The organism is Streptomyces sp. NPDC087310, assembly GCF_044744405.1.
GTDB lineage: Bacteria > Actinomycetota > Actinomycetes > Streptomycetales > Streptomycetaceae > Streptomyces.
Window position 1 is genome coordinate 758,633 of the sequence record NZ_JBIUYF010000001.1, and the last position, 24,229, is coordinate 782,861.

Consider the following 24,229-nt stretch of genomic DNA (forward strand, 5'->3'; position numbering starts at 1 on the left):
AAACAGCCCGTTGCGCCCTGCGCAACGGGCATTGCGCATCGTGAGGGCGAGCGGCAGGATGACCCCATGACCTCCGTGCTCGACCTCGCCCCCGTGATCCCCGTCGTCGTCCTCGACGACGCCGCCGACGCCGTACCGCTCGCCCGCGCCCTGGTCGCGGGCGGGCTGCCCGCCATCGAGGTGACGTTGCGGACGCCCGCCGCACTGGACTCGATCCGCGCGATCGCGGCGGAGGTGCCCGACGCGGTGGTCGGCGCGGGCACGGTCCTCACACCGGACGCGGTGAGCGCGTCGGTGGCGGCGGGTGCGCGCTTCCTGGTCAGCCCGGGGTGGACGGAGACGCTGCTGACCGCGATGCGGGACTCGGGCGTGCCGTTCCTGCCGGGGGTGTCGACGACGTCCGAGGTCGTGGCGCTGCTGGAGCGCGGGGTGACGGAGATGAAGTTCTTCCCGGCGGAGGCGGCGGGCGGCAGGCCCTATCTGAAGTCGCTCGCGGGACCGCTCCCCGGCGCCCGCTTCTGCCCCACGGGCGGTATCACCCCCGCCTCCGCGCCGGAGTATCTGGCCCTGCCCAACGTGCGCTGCGTCGGCGGTACCTGGCTGCTCCCGGCGGACGCGCTGGCGTCGAAGGACTGGGCCCGGGTCGAGACGCTGGCGCGCGAGGCCGCCGCGCTGGGCGGGAAGCGCGGGGCCTGAGCCGTCCCCTCACGATCCTGAACCGCCTCCATCACGGCCGGAGTCAGGCGAGTTCCGCCGTGGCGTACACCTCCATCGGGCGGTAACCCAGGCGCTGGTACAGGGCGTTGGCCGTCGGGTTGGCGTTGTCGGCGAAGAGCAGCACCTCCTCGGCGCCCTTGCGCAGAGCCGTCTCGCCGACCGCGGCGGTCACCCCCGCCGCGTATCCGCGTCCGCGGTGGGCGGGCGGCGTGTAGACGGGGGCGACGCGGATCTGCCCGGCGATCAGCGGGGCGTGGCCGGCCAGGGAGACCGGGACGCCGTCCACCTCCCAGAGGAGCAGCCGCCGTTCCTCGATCCGGGCGACCGCCAGGGCCCTCCGGTCCCGCGCGGGCGGGTCCCCGATCTCCTCGGCGAACGCCGTCAGCCACTCCACCGCCAGCGGGATGTCCTGGGCCGCCGCGTACCGCGCGCGGCCCTCGGGCGCGGGGTCCGGCGGGGTCGGTTCGCCCAGCCGGAAGAGCCGCATACCGTCGGAGAGCCGGTACGGGGGCGCGTTCCCGGCCCCGGTCCCCGCGCCGGGCCGCCGCGCCGTCCACGCGGCGCCGAATGCCTCGACGTCGGCGACCCGGCCCCGTACGCCCGACAGCGGGGGGCCGTGGCCCTCCGGGGTGCCGCCCAGCGTCCTGGCCAGTTCGGCGGCGGCCCGCGCCGGCATCGTGCCGAGGAACGGCGGGTGCGGCGGGGTCTCCAGGAAGGCGCCGGTCACCGGGGCGTCCGCGGTCTCCCGCCACCAGCCGAACCGTACGGGCCCGGCGTACGCCACGCCTCCGGTCCGCAGCGATTCGCTGACCGTGAGCAGGATGGTGTGACGCGCGGCGTCGGCCGCGAGGTACGGGTCCGCCGCGGCGCGGAACTCTTCGACGTCGTGGGTCAGTTGCCAGGTCATGCCGGTCATCGTCCTACGGCGGACCCGCCCCTGGCCAAGCCTTTTGGGGCGGGGCGGGGCGGGGCCGTCAGCGCAGGTGCGAGGTGTCGTTGAAGAGCCGCACCGACGCGTTGCCGTCCGCGTAGTACGCCACGACCGAGACCGACGCCGCCGACAGCTCCATCCGGAACAGCGACTCCTGCGGGGCGCCGAGGGCCAGCCGTACCAGCTCCTTGACCGGGGTGACATGCGTGACCACCAGGACCGTACGGCCCCGGTAACGGTCGAGCAGGGCGTCACGGGCCGCCGCGACGCGCCGTCCCACCGTCGCGAAGCTCTCGCCGCCGCCGGTCGGCTCGACGTCGGGCGAGGCGAGCCAGGCCGTCAGGTCGTCCGGGTACCGCTCCTGCGTCTCGCCGAAGGTCAGGCCCTCCCACGCGCCGAAGTCCGTCTCGCGCAGGCCCTCTTCGATCCGTACGTCGAGACCGAGCCGGTCGGCGACGGCCTGCGCCGTCTCGCGGCAGCGGCGCAGCGGGGAGGAGACGATGTCCTGGACCGTGCCGCGCGCGGCGAGCGCGGTGGCGATCGCGTCGGCCTGGCGGCGGCCGATGGCCGACAGTTCGGGGTCGGTGCCGCCGCTGCCGGAGAAGCGCTTGTCGGGGGTGAGGGCGGTCTCGCCGTGCCGCAGCAGGACGAAGGTGGCGGGCGGGCCGAGGTCGGCGGCGCCCCAGCCGACGGACGAGGAGGACTCGGAGGAGAGCGGGACGTCCTCACGGGTGGCGGCGGAGGCGGCAGCGGAGGCGGCCGAGCGGGCCGCGCCCGCGTCGAGGGCCGCCGTGGAGGCCGACGCCTCCCACTGGCGGCCCTGCTTGCCCGCGTCCATCGCCTCATTGGCCAGCCGGTCCGCGTGCTTGTTCCGCTCGCGCGGGATCCACTCGTACGTGACCTGGCCCGACGGCAGGATCCGTGCCGCCTCGGCGGCCAGGGGCTTCATGTCGGGGTGCTTGATCTTCCAGCGCCCCGACATCTGCTCGACGACAAGCTTGGAGTCCATCCGGACGCGCACCCGGGCGCCCGGGTCCAGCGCCTTCGCGGCCCTCAACCCGGCGACCAGGCCCTTGTACTCGGCGACGTTGTTCGTCGCGACGCCGATGTACTCGGCGGCCTCGGCGAGCGGCTCGCCCGTGGTCCCGTCGAGGACGACGGCGCCGTACCCCGCGGGCCCCGGGTTGCCCCGGGAGCCGCCGTCCGCCTCCACGATGAACGTCCGCATCAGGGGGTCACAGCCCCGAGTCGGCGGTGCGGACCAGGATGCGGCGGCAGTTCTCGCACCGCAGCACCGCGTCCGCGGCAGCCGCCTTGACCTCGTTGACCTCGGTGATGTTCAGCTCCAACTGGCAGCCCTCGCAGCGCCGCCGGAAGAGCCGGGCCGCGCCGACCCCGCCCTGCTGGACGCGGAGCTTCTCGTACAGCTTGAGCAGGTCCGCCGGTACGGAACCGGCGACGATGCCGCGCTCCTTGGTGACGGTCGCGGACTCGGCGTCGAACTCCGCGACGGCGGTGTCACGGCGTGTGGCGGCGTCGTCGGCCTTGGCCTGGACGGCGGAGACCCGCTCGGTCAGCTCGGTGACGCGCTCCTGCGCGGACTCGCGGCGCTCCATGACCTCCAGGACGACGTCCTCCAGATCGCCCTGGCGCTTGGCGAGGGAGACGATCTCGCGCTGGAGGTTCTCCAGGTCCTTGGGCGAGGTGACCGTGCCGGAGTCCAGACGCTGCTGGTCCCGTACGGCGCGCTGGCGCACCTGGTCGACGTCCTGCTCCGCCTTGGTCTGCTCGCGGGCGGTGTCGCTCTCCTCGGTCGTCGCGGCGACCAGCAGGTCGCGGAGTTGCGCGAGGTCCTTGGTGAGCGACTCGATCTCGGCGTGCTCGGGCAGCGCGGTGCGCTTGTGGTCGAGCTGCGACAGCCGTACGTCGAGGGCCTGGACGTCGAGGAGTCGGATCTGGTCTGCGGGCGCGGCGTTCAGTTGGGGGCTCCTGAGGAGTGGTGGGCTGACCAGGGGTCGGTGACCGTCTTCGAGACGTGGACCCGCAGGTCCCAGCCGTGGCGGTCGGAAATCTCGTCGAGCTGGGCGGCGGCCTGCTCGCACCAGGGCCATTCGGTGGCCCAGTGCGCGGCGTCGACCAGCCCGAGCGGGCTGTGCTGCGTGGCCTCGGAGACCGGGTGGTGGCGCAGGTCGGCGGTGAGGAAGGCGTCGACGCCGGCCGCCCTGACCTGGTCGAAGAGGCTGTCGCCCGAGCCGCCGCTGACCGCGACCGTACGGACGAGGGCGTCCGGGTCGCCGGCCACGCGGATGCCCTGCGCGGTGGCGGGCAGCCGGTGCGCGACGCGGGCGGCGAAGTCGCGGAGGGTGGCGGGGCGGTCCAGCTCGCAGATCCGGCCGAGGCCGCGCCGCCCGGCGGGGTCGGTGGGGTCCGGGACGAGGGGCCGTACGACCCGCAGGTCGAGGGCGCCCGCGAGGGCGTCGGAGACACCGGGGTCGGCGCTGTCGGCGTTGGTGTGCGCGACGTGCAGCGCGATGCCGTTCTTGATGAGGGTGTGCACGACGCGGCCCTTGAAGGTGGACGCCGCGACCGTCGTCGTACCGCGCAGATAGAGCGGGTGGTGGGTGACGATCAGATCGGCGCCGAGCCGCAGGGCCTCGTCGGCGATGTCCTGGACGGGGTCGACCGCGAACAGGACGCGGGTGACCGGGGCGTCGGGGTCACCGCAGACCGTGCCGACGGCATCCCACTGCTCGGCCCGCTCGGGGGGCCAGAGGGCGTCGAGCGCGGCGAGTACGTCGGCGAGACGGGGCGCGGAGGGGACTGGAGGCACGGAGCAAAGGCTACCTGCCCTCGCTGTCGCGCCCACCATGCCTGTGGATACCGCCGGTACCCCTGGACGGGCCATGTCCCTCCGCGCCCCGCCGGACCCCCGCCCACCGGACCCCCGCCTCCGGTCGGCCGCCGCTCCCGTTACTTGACGAGGTAGCCGCGCAGGTCGTCCAGGACCAGTTCGGCGGCCGTCACGCCCAGTCCGAGGTACCAGGTCTCGTCGGCGACGTCCTTGGCGTGGCCGTCCTTGACGGCCTTCAGGTTCTTCCACAGCGGGTTGGAGCGTGCGCTGTCCCGCTGGGTCTTCGACGGGTCTCCGTACACCCCGGTGAAGATCCAGTCGGCGTCCGCGTCGTCGATCTTCTCCGGGCTGATCTCCACGGCCAGATCCTCGACCTGCTGGTTCTTCGGGCGCGGCAGGCCGACGTCGTCGAGGATCGTGCCGATGAAGGACGCCTTCGCGTACAGCCGCAGCCGGTCCGGCATGTAGCGGACCATGGAGACGGTCGGCTTGTCCGGCCCGATCTCCTTGCCGAGGGCCCGCGCCTTCTTGTCGTACGCGGCCAGCGCGGCCTTCGCCTCGGCGGTGCGGTCCAGCGCCTGGGCGTTGAGGAGGTAGTTCTCCTTCCAGGTGAAGCCGGGCCGGATGGCGAAGACCGTGGGGGCGATCGCCGAGAGCGCCTTGTACTTGTCCGCGGCGCGGAGCTGGCTGCCGAGGATCAGGTCGGGCTTGAGGGCCGCGACGGCCTCCAGGTTGAGGTTGTTGATCGTGCCGACGTTCTTCGGGCTGCCCGCGCCCTTCTTGAGGTAGCCGGGGAGCGAGGCGTCGCCCTCGGTCGGGGCGTAGCCGACCGGCTCCACTCCGAGGGACACGACGTTGTCGAGTTCGCCGACGTCGAGCACGACGACGCGCTCGGGGCGCTTCGTGAGTTCGGTGGTGCCCATGGCGTGGGTGATGGTGCGCGGGAACTCGCCCGCCTTGGCGTCGGTCCCGTACGAGGCGGTCTTCTTTGCCGCGTCGGCGAAGTCCTTGCCGCCCGTGGCGACGGCCGCCTTCTTCCCGCCTCCGTCGCCGGAGCCGGCGTCGCTGTCGGAGGAGCCTCCGCTGCCGCAGGCCGCGAGGGAGAGTGCGGCGGCGAGCGCGACGGCGGCGGCCGTGCCACGGCGTCTTATGGACATCTTCAAGCTCCTGACAGGGTCGCTTAGGGTCGCCTTACCTTAAAGGTGGCCCTCTGCGTCAGCACACCCGCCCCCGCACTTTCAGTCGAATCATGCGACGGCCACCCTTATGTGTGAAGTGAGAGGTGTCGTGTTGTTCGGCAGGAAGTACGAAAACTAGCTTCTTCGCCGGAGGTGACGGATCGATGACTGCCTGTGCTGTCGAGACGGCGGGGCCCGCGGAGTTCACGGTCACGGCGGACGGGGCGTACGCCGCCCGGCTGGCCCTCAAGGCCGGTACCGGGGACGCGTGGTTCCCGGAGCGGTGGACCCTCGACGGGCCGGAGCCGTACGCGGTGCCTCTCCCCCTCGACCAGCCCGAGGAGCCGGACACGGAGGTGCTGCCGCTGACCGACGGGCGGGTGCTGGTCCGCCGCCGGGTCGCGGACCGGCACGATCTCTCGCTGCTCTATCCGACCGGCCCCGGGACGGGTCAGCTCCCGGTGGGCGCGGTGCGGTGCCCGGAGCTGAGGCTGCTGCCGCCGTCGCCGGACGGCCGGCGCGCGTACGCCCTGTCGGCGGGCGCCCGCTCCACCACGGTCTGGCTGGTGGCGGGCGGCGCCTTCGGCCCCGAACGGGTCGCCGAGGTGCCGGGGAGGTGCGCGGGCGGGGTCTGGCTGGACCGTACGGGGCGGATACTGGCGCTCGACCGGGAGACCGACGGCGTGGTCAAGGCCGTGGCCGTGGATCTGGCGCGGGGCGGCGAGGCGACGCCGCTGCTCCAGATCACGGAGGAGAGCAACGACCGTCTGCTGCTGGCGGATCCGGACAGCGGGCTGCTGCTGATCCGCTCCGACGCCCCGGGCCACGACCGGCTGGGCTGGGGGGTGCTGGGGAGCCGTCGTCCGGTGCGGTTCCCCGAGTGCCTGCGGTTCGCGGACCGCGCGGTGACGCCCTTCGCCGTCCAGCCGGGGCAGGTGCTGATGCCGGAGAGCTGCGCGGTGGCGCTGCGGATCGACGGCCCGGCGGGAAGCTGGGTGGGGGTGTGGCGCCCGGCGGGCCGTCGGCTCCATCAGCGGCCGGCGCCGCAGGGGTGGCTGGCGGGGGCCGGACTGTGGACCCGGGAGGGGGTGCTGCGGCTGCCGTACGCGACGGACACGGTGCCGTGCGGGGTGGCGTCCCTCCAGGCGCCGGTGGACGCGCCACCGGACGCGGCGATGGACCCGGCGGCGGACGCACCGATGGGCCCGCCGGTGGACCCGACAGCGCCCGTCGGCCGTCCGTACCAGGGCGAGGTCACGGAATCCACGCAAGCGGAATCCGCCGGCGGGGAACCGTCCGGCGCTCCACGGACTCCTGCCATGTGCAGGCCGGTGCCGTTGCAACAGGCGCCGCTCACCGGCCGTGGGGCCCCTGGATAGACTTTCCTCCGGCCCTGTGCCACAGAACAAGAAGCGAACACAACGGGGTGACTTCCCACATGTCCGAAACCCGAACCGACACGACGCAGCAGCGCCCGCAGGGGATGGCGACCGCGGGCAGCGGTGACAACGACGGTCTCGGTAAGCACCGCGGGGGTGCGGCACCGGCGGAGGACTCCACGTCTCCCGCCTACGGCCGCCACCGCCGCCCGGAAGAGGGCAGGAACGCGGCCTGAGGGCCGGGTTCACGAACCCGCGCACACGACGGAGAGCCGAGAGGCCGCCACGGAAGCCGTGGCGGCCTCTCGCCGTTCGCACGCACGGTGCCGCGCCGGGAGCTCCCACGCGCTTCCGTGTCAGGCGTCCGAGGAAGCGCGCGGCAGCCACAGCACCATCAGGACCACAGCCCCGAGCAGCACCCCGCAGCCCGTCCTGAAGGCGAGCGCGTACCCCTCGGTGAGCGCCTGCGGCCCCGTGCCGCCCGCAGTCCGGGACGCGGCGACGGTGGAGAGTACGGACAGGCCGAGCGCGCCGCCCATCGTGCGGGAGGTGTTGACCAGTCCGGAGACCAGGCCCGCGTCGCCCGGTGCCGCGCTCCCCGTGGCGAGGGCGGCCAGCGGGGTGGTGGCCAGGCCCAGGCCGGCCATCATCAGGATGCCGGGGCCGAGGATCACCGAGAGGAACGTTCCGTCGGCGGTCATCGTGGACTGCCAGCCGAAGCCGGCCGCCGCCACCAGCGTCCCGGTCACCGCGAGGGCGCGCGCCCCGGTCCGTGGCATCAGCCGCGGTGCGAGCTTCGAGCCGAGCACCACACTCAGCGAGCTGGGGACGAGCGCGAGCCCGGCCTCCAGCGGCGTGTAGCCCAGGACATTCTGGGCGTACACCGTCATGAAGAACCACATGCTGAAGGAGGCGGTGCCGCAGACGAACAGCGCCGCGTTGGCCGCCGACACGGCCCGGATACGGAACAGCCCCAGCGGCATCAGCGGCTCCCTCGCCCGCGCCTCCACCACCACGAACACCCCGAGCAGCAGCACCCCGCCCAGCAGCGGCAGCAGCGTCACCACCTGGCCCCAGCCGCGCTCCTCGGTCTGCACGATGCCGTACGCCACCGCCGCGAGCCCGGTCGTGACCAGCATCGCGCCCGGCAGGTCGAGGCGGCGCCCCGCGGCGTCCCGGGACTCGGTCAGCCAGAACGCGGCGCCCGCCAGGACCAGGACACCGACCGGCACGTTGATCAGCAGCACCCAGCGCCAGGAGAGCAGGTCGGTGAGGAGTCCGCCGACCAGTCCGCCCGCCGCGCCGCCGCCCGCGCCGACCGCCGACCAGGTGCCGATCGCGCGGGTCCTGGCGGCGCCCGCCGGCACGGCCGAGGTGAGGATGGTGAGGGTCGCGGGGGCCAGTACGGCCGCGCCGAGCCCTTGGACGGCGCGGGCGGCGATCAACTGCCACCCCTCCTGGGCGAATCCGCCGGCCGCGGAGGCGAGCGTGAAGACCGCGAGCCCGGCCAGGAAGGTCCGCTTCCGGCCGAAGAGATCGGCCGCGCGCCCGCCGAGCAGCATGAAGCCGGCGAACGCGATGGCGTAGGCGTTGAGGACCCATTGGAGCCCGGGGGCGGAGAGCCCGAGGTCGGCGCGCATGGACGGCAGGGCGACATTGACCACCGACACGTCGAGGACGACGAGGAACTGCCCGGCGCAGGCGGCCAGGATCACGGCCCAGGTGCGGGCCCCCGGTCTGGTGCGCCCGGCGGGGGTGGCGGGGACGGCGGGGCCCGGCGGGGCGGCGGAACCCTTGGGGCCGGAAGGGCTCTTGGAGCCGGAAGAGCCCTGGGGGCCGGAAGGGTCCTTGGGGCCGGAAGGGTCCTTGGCGAGGGAGGGACCGGTGAGGACGGAAGGGGGCGCCGGGGCGGACAGGGCTGCCGGTACGGAGGAGGCTGCGGAAGCGGATATCGCGTCGGCTTCGGTTTCCGACTCGAATTCTGACTCTGAGGAGGCTCGGACCATGGCTGTCATGGTCGCAGTCGACGAGTGCCCCGTACATGGATATTTCGCCGGAGCCGCAGGCCGGTCGGGGTCGCCCCGTTCACACACCGTTTACCGGAATATGACCGCCGGAGCCGGAATACGGCGGCGGCGCCCCGGGTTGGACTGAGAAGCTTTCATGGTGCACGCACTTTACGGCCGACGCGGTCGTGTCCAGTGCGGCACCGGGGCCCGCGCCCCCATCGACAGACACCGCGATACACCGAGAGACCCCGCCAGACCCTGCCAGAACCCGACAGACCGCGCCGGATCCCGCCGGACCCGCACCCCCCGTACGTACCCCTGGTACGCCTTTTCCTTTTTTCTGCCCCGGAGGCCGCACGTATGCCGCAGACGACGACCGAACAGCACGCCGGAGGGCTCCCGGACCCACGACCCCGCAAAGCCGGCGGCATCGTCCCCGTCCTCGCCTTCGCGGGCATCACCGTCGCGGTGATGCAGACCCTGCTCGTTCCCGTCATCAAGGACCTGCCCACCCTTCTCAGCACCGCGCCCGCCAACGCCACCTGGGTCATGACCGCGACCCTCCTCGCGGGCGCCGTCGCCACCCCGATCATGGGGCGCCTCGGCGATCTCTTCGGCAAGCGGCGCATGCTGCTCGCCAGCCTCGCCGTCATGGTGGTCGGCTCACTCATCTGCGGCTTCACCGACGACCTGGTGATCATGATCGTCGGCAGGGCGCTCCAGGGCTTCGCCATGGGCGCGATACCCCTCGGCATCGGCATCATGCGCGACGAACTGCCGCGCGAGAAGCTCGGCTCGGCCATGGCGCTGATGAGCTCCTCCATCGGCGTGGGCGGCGGACTCGCCATGCCCGTCGCGGCGCTGATCGCCCAGAACGCCGACTGGCACGCCCTGTTCTTCGCCGCCGCCGGTCTCGGCGCGCTGTCGATCCTGCTCACCGTGGTCTTCGTACCGGAGTCGTCCGTACGCGCCCCCGGCACCTTCGACTGGCTCGGCGCGATCGGGCTCTCCGCCGGTCTCGTCTCCCTGCTCCTGCCGGTCACCAAGGGCAGCGACTGGGGCTGGACCTCCGGCACCACGCTCGGGCTCTTCGGCCTGGCCCTCGTCATCCTGCTGCTGTGGGGCGTGATGGAGCTGCGCAGCTCCGCCCCGCTGGTCGACCTGCGCACCAGCGCGCGCCGTGAGGTGCTGCTCACCAACCTCGCCTCGATCATGATCGGGGTGGCCTTCTACGCGGTCACCCTCGTCCTGCCGCAGCTTCTCCAGCTCCCCGCCTCGACCGGGTACGGACTGGGCCAGTCGATGGTGGTCGCGGGCCTGTGCGTGGCGCCGCTCGGCCTGACGATGATGCTCACCGCGCCCCTGTACGCGCGGATATCGGCCCGCCGCGGCCCGAAGGTCACCCTGATCATCGGCATGCTGATCATCGCCCTCGGGTACGGGGCTGGCCTCGGCCTGATGAACGCCGCCTGGCAGACCGTCATCATCTCGGTCGTCCTCGGCGCGGGCATCGGACTCGCGTACTCCTCGCTCCCCGCCCTGATCATCGGCGCCGTCGACGCGTCGGAGACCGGCGCTGCCAACGGTCTGAACACCCTGATGCGCTCCATCGGCACGTCGATGTCGAGCGCGGTGATCGGCATGGTGCTGGCCCACACCTCCGTCCAGGCGGGCGGGGTGGCGCTGCCGTCGATGCACGGCTTCCGCATCTCGTTCGTGATCGCCACCGGCGCGGTCCTGGTCGGTCTGGTGCTGGCGATGTTCCTCCCCGGGCAGCGGCCCGCCGCCCGGCCGGAGCCGCAGGCCGCCGGTGAGGAGCTCGCGTACGGGACGGCCGAGCACCGCATGACCCTGGTCGCGGGCTCCGGCGGCTTCACCGGGCGGGTGCTGGACGCGGACGGCGCGCCGGTCGCGCGGGCGAACGTCACGCTGATCGACCGGCGCGGCCGGCAGGCGGGCCGCACCACGGCCGACGCGGAGGGCCGCTACGCGCTGCTGCCGCCGGGCGCCGGGCCCTACGTGCTGGCGGGGACGGCCTCGGGGTACGGGTCCCACGCGTGCCCGGCGGAGTACCGGGGCGACGGGGTCCCGGTCGCGGTCGACCTGGTCCTCGGCCAGAGGCAGGGGCAGGGCGCGCAGGAGTGCAGCTCGGCCGTCACGTCCTGACACCCGGCCCGTGCGCCGCGCCCGTACCCCGGCCGGGGCCCCCGCCCCGGACCTCGTACGGTCGCGGCCGTACGGCACCATGGACGCGCCCGGTATCCGGCACACCGCCGGATCGGTCCGAGGAGGCAGCCCCCAAATGACTGGCACATCCGGCACGTCCGGCACGTCCGCAGTGGCCGCAGCCGTCGGAGCGCCCGCGCCCGGACCCGCGCCGGACGTCCTCGCCGCGTTCGAGGCGGCGAAGGGCTTCATGCCCGTCCACGAGGGGCTCGCCCTGTACGCGGCGGCCGCCGAGGCCGGGGCGCTCGGGCTGCCGCTCCTGGAGATCGGCACGTACTGCGGGCGCTCCACCCTGCTGCTGGCCGCCGCGGCGCGCGAGGCGGACACGGTCGTCGTCACCGTGGACCACCACCGCGGCAGCGAGGAGCAGCAGGAGGGCTGGGAGTACCACGACCGGGAACTGGTCGACCCCGCCTCCGGCCTGATGGACACACTGCCCGTCTTCCGCTCCGTCCTCCGCCGGGCCGGTCTGGAGGAGCACGTCATCGCGGTGGTCGGCCGCTCGCCGCGGGTGGCGCGCGCCTGGGGCGACGGGCGGTTCGGTCTCGTCTTCATCGACGGCGGCCACACCGACGAGCACGCGGGCGGCGACTACGAGGGGTGGGCCCCGCGGGTCGCCGAGGGCGGGCTGCTCGTCATCCACGACGTCTTCCCCGACCCGGCGGACGGCGGCCAGGCGCCGTACCGGGTCTGGCTCCGGGCCCTCGCGTCCGGCGACTTCACCGAGGTGTCGGTGACCGACACCCTGCGCGTGCTGCGCCGTACGGCGGCGGGAGCCCCAGGGCTCTGACCCGTCGGAGGGGTCCCTGACCGCTCCACGGGCCCGCCCTGCCCCCGATCGGCGGGCGGGACGTCTAGCATCGCGACGTGTCGTACGACGAGAGCCCGCAGCCCGCACGCCGCCGCTTCGGCCGGCGCCAGCTCACCGTCGCGGTCGCCGCGCTGGTGCCGACCGCCCTGGCGGGGTGGCTCGTGTGGCAGGGGACGGGCGGATCCGACGGCGCCGGCGCCTCCGCCGCGACGGCCACCGGATCCGCCTCCTCCCCCTCCGCGCCCGCCTCCCCCGCCGCCACCGCGTCCGGCCGCACGGCCGCCCCGGGCGACGGCGCCCCCGGCGGTGCCGATCCGGCCGGACCGCTGGCCGGCAAGGTCGTGGTCATCGACCCCGGCCACAACCTCCGTAACAAGGACCACCCCACGGAGATCAACAAGAAGGTCGACATCGGCACGACCACCAAGGAGTGCGACACCACCGGCACCGCCACCAAGTCCGGTTACGCGGAAGCCGCGTTCACCCTCGACGTCTCCCAGCGGCTGCGTACCCTGCTCACGCGGCAGGGCGCCACGGTCTCCTTCACGCACGACGACGACCGCCCGTACGGCCCCTGCGTGGACGAGCGCGCCCGTATCGGCAACAAGGCGAAGGCCGACGCCGTCGTCTCCGTCCACGCCGACGGCTCCGCGCCCGGCAACCGCGGCTTCCACGTCATCCTGCCCGCCCTGGTCAAGGGCGGCGGCGCGGACACCTCCGCGATCGTCGGCCCCTCCCGCGAACTCGGCGAGCGCATCGTCGGCGATTTCCGCCGGGAAACCGGAAGTTCTCCGGCCAACTACCTGGGTGACGGTACGGGGTTGGACGTACGCGAGGATCTCGGCGGTCTCAACCTTTCGACCGTCCCGAAGGTCTTCATCGAGTGCGGCAATATGCAGGATTCGGCCGATGCCGCACTGCTGTCCGACGCGGAATGGCGGCAGAAAGCGGCGCGGGGACTGGCGGCCGGCATCAGCGGTTTCCTGGAGAACTAAAGAAGAAGAAGTGAATCGCTGTGAGACCGCTGTGAGGAAGTCGGCGGGGAGTTGGTGAAGGAGTTGGTCAAGGGGTTCGTGAGGGAGTCGGTACGGCAGTTGGCGCGTATGTCGCGGAAGGGGCCGGAGCGGGCCCTGTGACACCCCTTCGAGGTCGCGGAACCGCATAGCGGACCCTCGTAACGGCCCGGTACCAGGCCGGATACCCGGCAGACGACCCGATCGGGCAGACGATAGATTCATCCGTACGATAGGGAGCCGCCCCCGAGCTTCGCACCGTGCACCGCACCCTGAGCGGCCCGCGACGACCGCCCCGACGAGACGACTGACGAAGGATTTTTCACGTGAACATCCGCTCCCTCACTAGAGGCGACGGCGTGGTGATCGGAGCAGCGGTGTTGCTGTTCATCGCCTCGTTCCTCAATTTCTACGACTCGACGAGCTTCAACAGCGGGCCGAAGGCATGGGACATCCTCGGCGTCGTGATGAGCGTCCACATCGCCGGTGTCCTCGCCGCGGCCCTGATTGTCGTCTCGCACGCCCTCCCGCAGTCCCCGAAGAAGATCGCGGGCCTTGACCTCGGCCAGTTCGGCGTCGCGCTCGCCCTCTTCGCCGCCTGGACCTCGCTCTGGTACCTGCTCGGTGACGGCAAGGCCGGCGGCGGCCAGATCCTCGGCTTCTTCAGCGCCGTCGCCCTCGCGGGCGCCGCCGTGGCGACCCCGCTCGTCCCCGCGCTGAAGGTCGCCCTCGTCGGCCCCCCGAAGCCGCAGACGCCCCAGCCGTACGGCGGGGCCCCGGGCGGCCCGGCGCAGGGTTACGGCTACCCGGGCGGCCAGCAGCCGTACGGTACGCAGGGCCAGCCGCAGCCGTTCGGCGCGGGCGCCCAGCCGGCCGCGCAGCAGGCCCAGCCCTCCCAGGGCGGGGCGGCTCCGGCGGGCGACTTCTCGCCGTTCTGGTTCGCGGTACCCGTGGCGCGCCCGCTCTTCGGTGAGGACGGCTCGCAGTCCCCGATCGCCGAACTGGCGCCCGGCACCTGGTACTTGGCGGTCGAGCAGCGCGGCCCCAGCCTGGTGGCCCAGACGCAGGACGGCCGTCGCGGCGTTCTGCAGGACACCTCGGGCATCCAGCGCGGCTGACCGCCGCCCGCTCCGTCAGGCGTACGACAGGGGCCCTGGCCCGGAACTTCGCGTTCCGGGCCAGGGCCCCTTCCGTTCGGTCCCGCGTGCCACCGGTTCCGCGTGTCACCGGCCCCGCGTACCTCCGGTCAGCCGGAGCCGCTGGTGAGCTGGGACAGCGAGGGCACCTTGTTCTTCACCGGTGCTCCCGCGCTCTCGCCGGCGCTCTTGATGCCCGTGATGGTCTTCTCGAAGCTGCTGATGTCCACGCCGCTCGCGTCGCCCTTGCGGAGCTTCGTGGCGAGCCCCTTCAGCGAGGCGATCCCGGCCGACAGCGGTGCCACGGCCTTGGACAGCAGCGGATCCCCCTTGGCGTTCTTGGTCGCCGCCTTGAGCCTGTTGTAGGTGAAGGCTCCGGCGAGGGCCGCCTTGACCAGGGCGAACTTCCGCCCCTTCGCGCCCTTCTTGAACTTGCCCGCCTTGTACGGCTTGATGATCCACTGGTACGTCGCGCCGGCCGCGAGAGCGGCGTTGGCGACGAAGCGCGTCTTGGCGAACTTCTGCTTCTCCGCGGTGCCGGTGGGCGAGGCAGCCGCCTCATCGGCGGCGGGTGCCACCTGGGCGGCTCCGGCGGCCTTCTCGGCCTTGGGGGACGCGGCGCCCCCGCACGCGCCCGTCGTCAGCAGCAGGGCGCAGGAGAGCAGCAGGGCCAGTGCGGCGCGGCGCACCGTCACCCGGGGCGCGCCCGGTATGTGAGGGGTGTCGGACATGGGAACCTCCCTGGCAGACTGCCTGTAGCCTCACCGGCGCCCGGTCCCGCCGCCACGCGGACTGGGCCGTTCGGGTCGGTCACGGAGGGTCGGCCCGGGAAGGTGGTCACCGGCGGTCGGCCGGGGAGGTGGTCACCGGCGGTCAGCCCGGGGAGACGGTCAGCGGCGGCCGGCCCAGGAAGGCGGTCAGCGGCAGCAGTCCGGTTCCAGGCCGTGCGGGAGCCGCTCGCCGCTGAAGACGGCGGTCGTCGCCTCGTCGCCGCCGAGGGCGGCCACGGCCAGCAGCAGGGACCCGGCCGTCCAGGTGGTCAGCTCCTCGGGCCACATGCCGCGCTCGTCGCCGTCGAAGACGTACCCCGTCCAGTACATCCCGCCGTCCGCGCGCAGATGCTGGATGGACTGGAGTACTTCCAGCGCACGGTCGGACTCCCCCATCACCCAGAGCGCCAGGGCGAGTTCACAGCTCTCGCCGCCCGTCACCCAGGGGTTGGGCAGTACGCAGCGCACCCCGAGGCCGGGCACGACGAAGCGCTCCCAGCCCTCCTCGATCCGGGCCGTGGCCGGGGCTCCGGTCACGGCGCCGCCGAGCACGGGGTAGTACCAGTCCATCGAGTAGCGGCTCTTGTCGAGGAAACGTTCGGGGTGGTCGCGGATCGCGTGCGCGAGCGCGCCCGCCGCCAACTCCCAGTCGGGCTGCGGCTCTTCGCGTTCCTCGGCGATCGCGAGCGCGCAGCGCAGCGCCTGGTGCACGGACGAACTCCCGGTCAGCAGCGCGTCGTCGAGCGCGGTGCCGTCCGCCTCGCGCCGCCAGCCGATCTGCCCTCCGGGCCGCTGGAGTTCGAGGACGAACTCGACCGCCGCGTGGACGACGGGCCACATCCGGTCGAGGAACGCGTCGTCGCCGGTGGCCAGGTAGTGGTGCCAGATGCCGACGGCCGGGTACGCGCAGAAGTTGGTCTCCCGGCCCCGGTCGGCGGGGAGGCTCACCTCGTGGTCCGCGTCGGCGTAGGCCGCGTACCAGGAGCCGTCCTCGTTCTGGCGCCGGGCCAGCCAGTCGTAGGCGCGCGCCGCCGCCTCGTGCTCGCCCGCCGCGTCCAGCGCCATGGCCGCCTCGGTGTGGTCCCACGGGTCGAGGTGGTGGCCGCGGAACCAGGGGATCGCGCCGTCGGGCCGCTGGACGGCGAGGATCCCGGCCACGGTCAGCGCGGCCTGTTCGGCGGTGAGCACGCCGGGCAGGACGAGGTGTTCCGTGGCGCCGGGACCGGTGCCGGCCCCGGAACCGAAGCTGGGCCAGGTCACTTGACGGCCGCCGCTGAGGTGTCCGCGGACGGCGCCGGCGTACCGGCCGCCGCGGGCAGGTGCGGTTTGGTCGCGTACGCCACGAAGCTCTTGCCGACGACGGGGTTGAGGAGCTGCTCGGCGACCCGGGTCGCGAGGGGCTTCTTCATGATGTCCCAGACCAGCAGTTTGTGGTACGCGCGGACCGGCAGCGCCTGGTCGTTGTCGACCCCGAAGGCGCACTTGAGCCACCAGTACGGCGCGTGCAGCGCGTGCGCGTGGTGGGTGCCGTACGGCTTGAGCCCGGCCTCCCGCATCCGGCCGAGCAGTTCGTCCGCCTTGTAGATGCGGATGTGGCCGCCCTCGACCTCGTGGTACGCGTCGGAGAGCGCCCAGCAGACCTTCTCGGGGCCGTAGCGCGGCACGGTGACGGCGATCCGGCCGCCCGGGCGCAGCACGCGGACCATCTCGGCGAGCACGCCCTTGTCGTCGGGGATGTGCTCCATCACCTCGGAGATGATCACGACGTCGAACGACTCGTCGGGGAACGGCAGGTTGAGCGCGTCGCCCTCCATGGCGGTGGCCGTGGCGCCTTCCGGTGCCTCGCCCTCCGCCTTCATCGCGGCGAACCACCTGGCCACCTCGCGGATCTCCTCGCCGTTCCGGTCGAGGGCCACGACCTGAGCGCCGCGCCGGTAGCACTCGAAGGCGTGCCGGCCTGCGCCGCACCCCAGATCGAGCACGCGGTCGCCCGCGGCGAGCGGGAAGCGGGTGAAGTCGACGGTCAGCACAGGGTCGTCCTGCTTTCGCGGTCGAAGGAGCGGGGGCGGGAGCGGTGGCAGGAGCGGGGGCGGGTACGGACGTACGGGCCGGCCATCAGCGGCGTCCGCCGCCGCGGGGAGGGTCGGTACGGGGCACGTCGGTACGTACGGCGGTCGCGGACCCGGAGGCGGACGTGGCGGCGGGCGTGGCGGCCCGGGGGCCCCGTCTCCCGTGCGCCTGCCGGGCGATGGCCTCGCGGTACAGCTCCGCCGTCCCCTGGGCGGCCCTGGCCCAGGTGAACCGCGCGAGCACCCGCTCGCGGCCCGCCGTGCCCAGCCGGGCGCGCAGCTCCGCGTCGTCGAGCAGCCGCCCGAGGGCGGCGGCGAGCGCGCCCGCGTCGCCCGGCGGTACGGCGAGGCAGCTCTCCCCGTCCGCCCCGGCGACCTCGGGGATCGCGCCGCCGGTGGTGGCGACGAGCGGGGTGCCCGTGGCCATGGCCTCGGCGGCGGGCAGCGAGAAGCCCTCGTACAGGGACGGCACGCAGGCGACCTGCGCGCCCCGCACCAGATCGACCAGTTCGGCGTCGGAGATGCCCTTGACGAACTCGACGGCCCCTTCGAGCCCGTACCGTTCGATGGCCTGCGCGACCGGACCGTCCTCGGCGCGCCTGCCGACCACGACGAGGTGCGCGTCGGGGTGTTCGGTACGGAGCTTGGCCAGCGCCTCGACGAGATGTACGAGGCCCTTGAGCGGGACGTCGGCGCTGGAGGTGGTGACGATCCGGCCGGGGATCTCCCGGACGCCCGGGTCCGGCGAGAACAGCTCCGTGTCGGCGCCGATGTGCACGACGTCGATACGGTCCGCCCGTACCCCGAGGTGGTCGGTGATCTCCTGCCGGGAGGAGCCGGAGACGGTGAGGACGGACGGCAGCCGGCGCGCGACGCGCTTCTGCATGCGGGTGAAGCCGTACCAGCGGCGTACGGAGGCCCGGCGGCGCCAGTCCTCGGCGGCGTCCAGGTCGAGCCGCCGGTCGACGGTGATGGGGTGGTGGATGGTGGTGACCAGCGGCGCGCCGAGGTCGCCGAGCAGCCCGTACCCGAGGGTCTGGTTGTCGTGGATGACGTCGAACTGCCCGGCGCGGGCGGCGAGATGGCGCCGGGCGCGGAGCGAGAAGGTCAGCGGTTCGGGGAAGCCGCCGGTCCACATGGTGGCGACCTCGACGGCGTCGATCCAGTCGCGGAACTCGTCGCGGCGCGGTGTACGGAACGGGTCAGGCTGCCGGTAGAGGTCGAGGCTGGCCAGCTCGGTGAGCGGGACGCCCTCGTCGAGCACGGGGTAGGGCTGAGCGCCGATGACCTCGACGCTGTGGCCGAGGCGGGCGAGTTCGCGGGAGAGATGGCGTACGTAGACGCCCTGGCCGCCGCAGAAGGGGTTGCCCTTGTAGCTGAGGAGCGCGATGCGCAGCGGCCGTTCGCCGCCGCCTCTGCCGCCCCGGTCGTCCTGGGACTCCGGCCCGGTGCCCGCCGCTATGGCCTCAGCGGTCACACTCGGCCCCCTTCATCACTGCGTTCTCCGTGTTCCGACGGATTCGCCGGAGCGTAACCGCTGCCGACGATCTAGAACAAGTTTCAGACCCGTCCGCCCGCAGCCCTCGAATCTACCGGCAGGTAGCGTCGGCGCACGAGCCCCCGCAGGTGATTCCCGCCACGGCGGGGTCTGCCATGCTGTGCGCCCGTACTGTGCGCCCGCAGAGCCCCGAAGGGAGCGGCAACCGATGGCAACGGCCTCGCGCCCCTGTACGGCCGCGCTGACGGAGCGCCAGGAGGCCCGGCGGCGGCGCATCCTGGACGCCACGACGCGGCTCGCCTGCCGGGGCGGGTTCGACGCCGTACAGATGCGCGGGGTCGCCGAGGAGGCGGAGGTGGCCCTCGGCACGCTCTACCGGTACTTCCCCTCGAAGGTCCATCTGCTGGTCGCGACGATGCAGGACCAGCTCGACGGCCTCCACGCCACCCTCCGCAGACGGCCCCCGGCCGGTGACACCCCGTCGGAGCGGGTCGCCGGGACGCTGCTCCGGGCGTTCCGCTCGCTCCAGCGCGATCCGCAGCTCGCGGACGCGATGGTCAGGGCGCTGACCTTCGCGGACCGGGGGGTGAGCGGCGAGGTGGAGACGGTGTCGCGGCAGACGACCGCGATCATCCTGGACGCTATGGCCCCGCACGCCGCGCCCCGGACCCCCGCCGCCCGGACGGGGACGCCCGCCCGGACAGGAACGCCCGCGACCGGGACGCCCTCGCTGACGCCGCAGGAGCCGACTCCGGAGCAGCTCTCCGCGGTCCGGGTCATCGAGCACACCTGGCACGCGACCCTGATCGCCTGGCTGTCGGGGCGCGCCTCGGTCGCGCAGGTACGGGCGGACATCGAGACGGCCAGCAGGCTCCTCGACCTGACGGCGCGGGGCGTTCCGGAGCCGCGCTGAGTGCTCCGTCCGGGGGCGGGAGGCCGCCGTCGTACGGAACCGGCGGGTGCGTCCGGGTGAGAAGGCGTCAACTCCACGTAGCGGGCGGTGTACCGTGCTCGGTCGTTGTGTCAGCCCGTTCGCCGCCCGTTCACCGGAGGAGTGAGGTCCCCCATCACTGCCGTGCCGCCGTATGCCCCTCTCAGCGTCGAGATCGTCACCGGCCAGGACCGCGTTCTGGTGCGGGTCCGCGGCGAACTGGACTGCGACACGGGCCCCGACCTCTTCGCCGCCCTGGCCCCGCTGGCGCACCGGTACGTCGAGGTGGACTTCAGCGAGGTGCCCTTCATGGACTCCACGGGCCTCAACCTCCTCCTCGGCCAGCGCCGCGCGAGCCGCAGGGCGGGCGGTGACCTGACCCTGCTCCGCTGTTCACCCCCGGTACGGCGGGTGCTCGACGTCACCCGGACCTTCACCCACCTGACGACCCCGTGGGACACCGCGCCCGATCTCCCCCGGCCCGACACGTTCTAGGTCGCCGTCGTGTCTGGCACACCCCTGGCGGTCGCACAGTTGTTCAATGGGCGCATGTTCACCGCAAAGGCGCCGGGATCCGCGCAGGCCCGTCCGCGTCACTCCGTTCTCGTCCGGCTGATCCCGGTGCTGTGGACCCTCGCCCTCGGCTTCTGGGGGCTGTCCCGGCAGGACAGTGTGTGGCGGGACGAGGCCGCGACCTGGCAGGTGGCCCAGCGCTCCACGGCCGAGATATGCCGCATGCTGGGGAACGTCGATGTCGTGCACGGGCTCTACTACCTGCTGATGCACGGGCTGTTCGCCTGCTTCGGGCCCGGTACGACCACCCTGCGGCTGCCCTCGGTGCTGGCCATGGGGGTCGCGGCGGCCTGTGTGGCGGCCATCGGCCACCGGCTGGCCGGGCGGTGGGCGGGTCTGGCCGGCGGGATGGCGTTCGGGCTGCTTCCGGCCGTGCAGTTCCATCTCCAGGAGGGCCGTCCGTACGCACTGGTCGCGGCCGGGGCCGGGATCTCGACCCTGCTGCTCGTGACCGTGCTCCAGGGGCGCGCCAGGACGGTGCACTGGGTCGCGTACGGCGCCACCGTCCTGCTGTGCGGGCTGCTGAACTGGTTCTCGCTGATGATCCTGCCGGCCCATCTGGCGACGCTGCTCCGGACGCGCGCCGGGCGCGGGGTGTGGGCACGCTGGGCGACGGCCTCCGCGGTCGCCGTGGCGGGTGTGCTGCCGCTGGCCCTTTTCAGCCGGAGCCAGTCCGTACAGGTGTCCTGGATACCGCCGCTGACCTGGCACATGATGATCGGCCCCGCGGTCCTGCTGGCGATCGGTGGCGTCGGCGCCCTGCTGGACCGGCCCCGGGCGGGCGGGCCCTCGGTGGCGGCCGTCGGGCTGCCGCTGCTGGCGGTGCCTCAGCTCGGCCTCATCGGCCTCTCCCTGATCCAGCCGCTCTTCCTGGACCGGTACATCCTCTTCAGCCTGCTGGGTCTGGCGCTGCTGATCGGTACGGCCGTCGGCTCCGCGGTACGGGCGGCCGAGCCGCGCCTGCCGAGAGCGTCCGCGTGGATCCTGCCCGCGGTGGTCGCCGTGGCGATGGTGGCGCTGCTGCCGCAGTCGCTGGCCAAGCGGTCCCCGGAGGGCCGGGCGGACGATGTGCTGGCCATAGCGTCGGACGTACGGCGGCTGAAGGAGCCCGGAGGCGCGGTGCTGTTCCTGCCGTCGGCGCGCCGGGACACCGCGTCCGTCTCGCCCGACGCCTTCGCCGGTCTGCGGGACATCGCGCTGACGCGGAGCCCGCGGAAGTCCGGCACGCTGAAGGGTCTGGAGGCGGACCCGGGCCGGATACGCGCCGCGATGCTGGCCCACCGGCGGATCCTGCTGGTGACGGACGCCCCCGGGGTGGCGAGACCGGTGCGGGGAGCGCGGGACCGGACGAAGATCTCGGTGCTGGAACGGCACTTCACGGTGGTGGCCGACGAGCAGGTCCGCGGCCGGAGGGTCACGGTGTACGAGCGGCTCGCGCCCGCCCGCTGACCGCCGGTCCCCCGCGTACGGCGTGACGTGTGGGCGCCCCACGCACGGGGCACCCACACGCCACCCGGCGCAGGCGGGTCAGCGGATGCGGACCACCTGCGGGTCATGGTCGCTCGCCTGGTCGGCGAACTCGGCGTTGATGTGGACGACGTCGTAGTCGGGCTTCTTGACGCCCGGGCTGACCAGGATGTGGTCCAGGGTCTGCGAGTTGCCGTCGTACACGTAGCTGTAGCGCTCGTTCTTCGGAAGCTTGTCCATCAGGTCGGTGAGGACCTTGCCCCGGGTGAGGGCGGCGACGGGCTTGGAGAACGGGTAGTCGTTCAGGTCACCGAGGACGACGACCTTGGCCGTCGCGTCCTGCGAGAGCAGCCCGGTGACGAAGGAGTTGACCTCCTTGGCCTGCGCCAGGCGCTGGGTCTCGGAACCGAGGACCGGCGGCTGGAAGCGGCTGTGCAGCGACTGGTCGCCGCCCTTGGAGTTGAAGTGGTTGCCGATGACGAAGACCTGCTCGCCCCGGAAGGTGAACTCCCCGACGAGCGGCTTGCGGCTGTTCTGCCAGGCGTCGGCGGTGGGGTTGATCCGGCCCGGGGAGACGGACAGGGTGATGCCCCGGTCCTTGCCCTTCTGGTCGGCCTTGGGCGCCTTGACGACCTTGGTGGCCGTGGTGGCGTCGCCGCCGGGACGGTCCACGAAGCTGACACGCTGAGGGTTGAAGAGGAAGACGTTGCGGATGTTGCCGCCGGGCTCGCCGCCGTCGACCTTGTCCTGCGGGTCGACCGAGCGCCAGTCGTACGTGGGACCGCCCTGGGCCTTGATCGCCGCGATGAACTGGGCGAGGGTCTTGTCGGCGGCGACCGTGCCGTCGTCCTTGGCGCCGTTGTTGTCCTGGATCTCCTCCAGGCTCACGACGTCGGGCGAGGAGAGGTTCTTGACGACGCCCTCGGCCAGCCGGTCGAACTTCGCCTGCGGGTCGGTCGGGTCGAGGTTCTCCACGTTGTACGTGGCCACCGCCAGCTCGTCGGCCTTGGCCTTCCTCGCCACCTCGGGCTTGAGGCCGCCGGACCTCACCGTGCCGAGCGTGGTGGACTGGAGGCCGTAGCCGCCGTAGTTGGAGTAGTCCAGCACGCCGGTGGTCGCGCCGGTGAGCGTGTCGCCCACGTTGGCCGCGGCCTTCTCACCGGTGAGCGAGGCGATCAGCAGACGGCCCGAGTTGGGCTGGGAGTAGGAGCCGTAGAGCGTGCCGCCGCGCGGGGTGGCGTTCTGCTTCGGCTTGGTGGTGACCCATGTCTCGCCGTACGCGTTGGAGGCGCCGACGACCCGGGCGTCCTTGACCTGGACGCGCATGCCCTCGCGGGACTCCAGCCAGTCCAGGGCGAACTTCTTGGGCTTCAGGGCCAGCGGCTCGATGTTCAGGCCCTTGACCTTGGGCGCGTACGCCTCGGGGAGCGTCTTCTCGTCGATGACCTCGGCGGCGGGCAGCGCGTTGCCGGAGGACAGGACGGTGGAGGTGGGGCCGGTCAGCTCCGTGACGGACTGGTTGCCGCCCGCGGCGCCGCCCGGGTAGTACTCGGTGACCTTGCCGCTGACCAGGACCGAGTCGCCGACCTTGACCTGCGGGGTGGCGGAGCCGGTGAAGACGAACACGGCCTCGCTGGTCGCCGGGTCCTTGTCCGGGTTCGGGTCCTGGAGCCAGTAGCCGCGCGCGGATCCGATGGCGCGTACGGCGGTGACGACGCCGGGCACGTCGGTGACGGTCGAACCGGCGTGCGGGGAGAGGCGGGTGGCGCCCTGGATGTCGTGGACGCGCAGCTCACCGGGGGTGGTGCTGGTGGGCGAGGGCGTCGGGGACGGCTCCGAGCCGCCGCCCGCGCCCGCGCTGTTACGGGGGGAGGGAGTGGCGCCCGTGAAGTCGGCGGAGTTGTCGTCGGTGTCGGTGAGCGCCGCGTTCCTGGCGACCGAGGTGGTGTTGCCCGCGCCGGTGGCCGGGGTGGTCTCCCGTACGACGGCGGTGCCGAAGCCGACCAGGTCCTTGACCGTGGTGTCGGCCGTGCAGTCGGCGGCGGTCAGGCAGGTCAGCGCGGTGGTGGAGTGGACGAGCGCGACGGTGCCGCTGCTCGCCGACATCGCGATCGCGCCGGTGGCGTCCGGGGTGGGCAGGGCGGTGTCGCCGCCCGCGCCCTTGCCCTCCTCGACGAGGTAGCTGCCCCCGGCGGGGATGGCGCCGGTCAGCGGGGTGACCTGCCACTTGGAGCTCGCGGTGGGCGAGCCGCTGAGGTACTGCACGGACCAGCCGGTGAGGTCGAAGGCGCCGCCGCCCGCGTTGCCCAGCTCGATGAAGTCGTGGGTGAGGGTGGCCCCGGAGTTGCCGCCACCGCCGAAGACCTCGGCGATCACGGCGTCCGGGGACGGGGTCGCCTGGGCGGCAAAGGGCAGCACGACGAGGGAACCGGCGAGACCTACGGGGACCGCCAGCGCGACGATCTTCGCGCGACGGCCACGAAAGGCCGGGGGTATGGAGGAAGACACGAGTGACTCTTTCTGTTCCTTGGGCTGCGACTTCCGGCGGGCCCCCCGTGGGTTCCTTCGGTGACGTCGCGGATGAGCGTGATTGGCGGAAAAGTCGGCTCAAGATACGCGCGTAGATACTGCCCGAACAAGAGGTCGCGCACACCAAGGGGCAAGTGTTTC

At 73.0% G+C, this 24,229-nt stretch carries 21 protein-coding genes; 10 read left to right on the forward strand and 11 right to left on the reverse strand.

Features of this window, described 5'->3' with window-relative positions:
• Positions 1-66 precede the first annotated feature (66 nt).
• Positions 67-696, forward strand: a complete 630-nt coding sequence (gene eda, locus ACIO3P_RS02975) for a bifunctional 4-hydroxy-2-oxoglutarate aldolase/2-dehydro-3-deoxy-phosphogluconate aldolase (protein ID WP_401850533.1) — start codon at positions 67-69, stop codon at positions 694-696.
• Between the two features lie 43 nt (positions 697-739).
• Here the strand turns inward: eda and ACIO3P_RS02980 are convergent, their stop codons facing one another.
• The 5 genes from ACIO3P_RS02980 to ACIO3P_RS03000 form a co-directional block, all read right to left on the reverse strand.
• Positions 740-1,624, reverse strand: a complete 885-nt coding sequence (locus tag ACIO3P_RS02980) for a GNAT family N-acetyltransferase (protein WP_401850535.1) — start codon at positions 1,622-1,624, stop codon at positions 740-742.
• A 67-nt stretch (positions 1,625-1,691) separates the two neighbouring features.
• Entirely contained in the window at positions 1,692-2,876 is a 1,185-nt protein-coding gene (locus tag ACIO3P_RS02985) for a bifunctional RNase H/acid phosphatase (protein ID WP_401850537.1), read from the reverse strand.
• Positions 2,877-2,883: 7 nt separating this feature from the next.
• Complete coding sequence (locus ACIO3P_RS02990) at positions 2,884-3,627, reverse strand: zinc ribbon domain-containing protein (RefSeq protein ID WP_401850877.1); 744 nt, start codon at positions 3,625-3,627, stop codon at positions 2,884-2,886.
• A complete protein-coding gene (locus ACIO3P_RS02995) occupies positions 3,624-4,517 on the reverse strand; it encodes a Nif3-like dinuclear metal center hexameric protein (protein ID WP_401789685.1) in 894 nt (297 codons plus the stop codon). Before ACIO3P_RS02995 ends, ACIO3P_RS02990 begins: the two co-directional genes overlap by 4 nt.
• A gap of 101 nt (positions 4,518-4,618) precedes the next feature.
• Positions 4,619-5,656: an iron-siderophore ABC transporter substrate-binding protein gene (locus tag ACIO3P_RS03000; protein ID WP_329827366.1), complete on the reverse strand. Its 1,038-nt coding sequence runs from the start codon at positions 5,654-5,656 to the stop codon at positions 4,619-4,621.
• Between the two features lie 185 nt (positions 5,657-5,841).
• On the opposite strand from ACIO3P_RS03000, the gene ACIO3P_RS03005 reads away from it, so the two are divergent.
• Positions 5,842-7,056: a hypothetical protein gene (locus ACIO3P_RS03005; protein WP_401850539.1), complete on the forward strand. Its 1,215-nt coding sequence runs from the start codon at positions 5,842-5,844 to the stop codon at positions 7,054-7,056.
• A gap of 59 nt (positions 7,057-7,115) precedes the next feature.
• On the forward strand, positions 7,116-7,292 hold the full coding sequence (locus ACIO3P_RS03010) for a hypothetical protein (protein WP_329827364.1): 177 nt from the start codon (positions 7,116-7,118) through the stop codon (positions 7,290-7,292).
• A 120-nt stretch (positions 7,293-7,412) separates the two neighbouring features.
• Here ACIO3P_RS03010 and ACIO3P_RS03015 read toward each other — a convergent pair whose 3' ends face one another.
• Complete coding sequence (locus ACIO3P_RS03015) at positions 7,413-9,071, reverse strand: MFS transporter (RefSeq protein ID WP_401850541.1); 1,659 nt, start codon at positions 9,069-9,071, stop codon at positions 7,413-7,415.
• Between the two features lie 354 nt (positions 9,072-9,425).
• On the opposite strand from ACIO3P_RS03015, the gene ACIO3P_RS03020 reads away from it, so the two are divergent.
• The 4 genes from ACIO3P_RS03020 to ACIO3P_RS03035 all read left to right on the forward strand — a co-directional run bounded on the left by ACIO3P_RS03020 (position 9,426) and on the right by ACIO3P_RS03035 (position 14,233).
• Positions 9,426-11,231, forward strand: a complete 1,806-nt coding sequence (locus ACIO3P_RS03020; RefSeq protein ID WP_329827363.1) for an MFS transporter — start codon at positions 9,426-9,428, stop codon at positions 11,229-11,231.
• 136 nt (positions 11,232-11,367) lie between these two features.
• On the forward strand, positions 11,368-12,081 hold the full coding sequence (locus tag ACIO3P_RS03025; RefSeq protein ID WP_401850543.1) for a class I SAM-dependent methyltransferase: 714 nt from the start codon (positions 11,368-11,370) through the stop codon (positions 12,079-12,081).
• A gap of 77 nt (positions 12,082-12,158) precedes the next feature.
• Complete coding sequence (locus ACIO3P_RS03030; RefSeq protein ID WP_329827362.1) at positions 12,159-13,097, forward strand: N-acetylmuramoyl-L-alanine amidase; 939 nt, start codon at positions 12,159-12,161, stop codon at positions 13,095-13,097.
• A 344-nt stretch (positions 13,098-13,441) separates the two neighbouring features.
• Positions 13,442-14,233, forward strand: a complete 792-nt coding sequence (locus tag ACIO3P_RS03035) for a hypothetical protein (protein WP_329827361.1) — start codon at positions 13,442-13,444, stop codon at positions 14,231-14,233.
• A 128-nt stretch (positions 14,234-14,361) separates the two neighbouring features.
• Here the strand turns inward: ACIO3P_RS03035 and ACIO3P_RS03040 are convergent, their stop codons facing one another.
• The 4 genes from ACIO3P_RS03040 to ACIO3P_RS03055 all read right to left on the reverse strand — a co-directional run bounded on the left by ACIO3P_RS03040 (position 14,362) and on the right by ACIO3P_RS03055 (position 18,567).
• Complete coding sequence (locus ACIO3P_RS03040) at positions 14,362-14,982, reverse strand: hypothetical protein (RefSeq protein ID WP_329827360.1); 621 nt, start codon at positions 14,980-14,982, stop codon at positions 14,362-14,364.
• A gap of 186 nt (positions 14,983-15,168) precedes the next feature.
• Complete coding sequence (locus tag ACIO3P_RS03045; RefSeq protein WP_329827359.1) at positions 15,169-16,281, reverse strand: prenyltransferase; 1,113 nt, start codon at positions 16,279-16,281, stop codon at positions 15,169-15,171.
• On the reverse strand, positions 16,278-17,051 hold the full coding sequence (locus tag ACIO3P_RS03050) for a methyltransferase domain-containing protein (RefSeq protein WP_401850546.1): 774 nt from the start codon (positions 17,049-17,051) through the stop codon (positions 16,278-16,280). The genes ACIO3P_RS03045 and ACIO3P_RS03050 overlap by 4 nt, the downstream gene beginning before the upstream one ends.
• Positions 17,052-17,136: 85 nt before the next feature.
• Positions 17,137-18,567, reverse strand: a complete 1,431-nt coding sequence (locus ACIO3P_RS03055) for a glycosyltransferase family 4 protein (protein WP_401850548.1) — start codon at positions 18,565-18,567, stop codon at positions 17,137-17,139.
• Positions 18,568-18,796: 229 nt separating this feature from the next.
• Here ACIO3P_RS03055 and ACIO3P_RS03060 point away from each other — a divergent pair, with 229 nt between their 5' ends.
• The 3 genes from ACIO3P_RS03060 (at position 18,797) to ACIO3P_RS03070 (ending at position 21,541) form a co-directional block, all read left to right on the forward strand.
• Positions 18,797-19,501, forward strand: a complete 705-nt coding sequence (locus ACIO3P_RS03060; protein ID WP_329827356.1) for a TetR family transcriptional regulator — start codon at positions 18,797-18,799, stop codon at positions 19,499-19,501.
• Positions 19,502-19,663: 162 nt separating this feature from the next.
• Positions 19,664-20,014 (forward strand): STAS domain-containing protein, encoded by a 351-nt coding sequence (locus tag ACIO3P_RS03065; RefSeq protein WP_329827355.1) that lies wholly within the window; start codon positions 19,664-19,666, stop codon positions 20,012-20,014.
• Positions 20,015-20,068: 54 nt separating this feature from the next.
• The gene (locus ACIO3P_RS03070; protein WP_401850551.1) at positions 20,069-21,541 is read left to right on the forward strand and encodes a hypothetical protein; all 1,473 of its coding nucleotides are present in this window, start codon (positions 20,069-20,071) and stop codon (positions 21,539-21,541) included.
• A 78-nt stretch (positions 21,542-21,619) separates the two neighbouring features.
• Here ACIO3P_RS03070 and ACIO3P_RS03075 read toward each other — a convergent pair whose 3' ends face one another.
• Positions 21,620-24,067, reverse strand: a complete 2,448-nt coding sequence (locus tag ACIO3P_RS03075; RefSeq protein ID WP_401850552.1) for an endonuclease/exonuclease/phosphatase family protein — start codon at positions 24,065-24,067, stop codon at positions 21,620-21,622.
• Positions 24,068-24,229: the final 162 nt, after the last annotated feature.

Coding starts and splice junctions, on each gene's coding strand:
- eda (WP_401850533.1), top strand. CDS start 67: ATGACCTCCGTGCTCGACCTCGCCCCCGTGATCCCCGTCGTCGTCCTC.
- ACIO3P_RS02995 (WP_401789685.1), bottom strand. CDS start 4,517: ATGGTGGGCGCGACAGCGAGGGCAGGTAGCCTTTGCTCCGTGCCTCCA.
- ACIO3P_RS03060 (WP_329827356.1), top strand. CDS start 18,797: ATGGCAACGGCCTCGCGCCCCTGTACGGCCGCGCTGACGGAGCGCCAG.
- ACIO3P_RS03020 (WP_329827363.1), top strand. CDS start 9,426: ATGCCGCAGACGACGACCGAACAGCACGCCGGAGGGCTCCCGGACCCA.
- ACIO3P_RS03000 (WP_329827366.1), bottom strand. CDS start 5,656: ATGTCCATAAGACGCCGTGGCACGGCCGCCGCCGTCGCGCTCGCCGCC.
- ACIO3P_RS03005 (WP_401850539.1), top strand. CDS start 5,842: ATGACTGCCTGTGCTGTCGAGACGGCGGGGCCCGCGGAGTTCACGGTC.
- ACIO3P_RS02985 (WP_401850537.1), bottom strand. CDS start 2,876: ATGCGGACGTTCATCGTGGAGGCGGACGGCGGCTCCCGGGGCAACCCG.
- ACIO3P_RS02980 (WP_401850535.1), bottom strand. CDS start 1,624: ATGACCTGGCAACTGACCCACGACGTCGAAGAGTTCCGCGCCGCGGCG.
- ACIO3P_RS03025 (WP_401850543.1), top strand. CDS start 11,368: ATGACTGGCACATCCGGCACGTCCGGCACGTCCGCAGTGGCCGCAGCC.
- ACIO3P_RS03015 (WP_401850541.1), bottom strand. CDS start 9,071: ATGACAGCCATGGTCCGAGCCTCCTCAGAGTCAGAATTCGAGTCGGAA.
- ACIO3P_RS03040 (WP_329827360.1), bottom strand. CDS start 14,982: ATGTCCGACACCCCTCACATACCGGGCGCGCCCCGGGTGACGGTGCGC.
- ACIO3P_RS03010 (WP_329827364.1), top strand. CDS start 7,116: ATGTCCGAAACCCGAACCGACACGACGCAGCAGCGCCCGCAGGGGATG.
- ACIO3P_RS03070 (WP_401850551.1), top strand. CDS start 20,069: ATGTTCACCGCAAAGGCGCCGGGATCCGCGCAGGCCCGTCCGCGTCAC.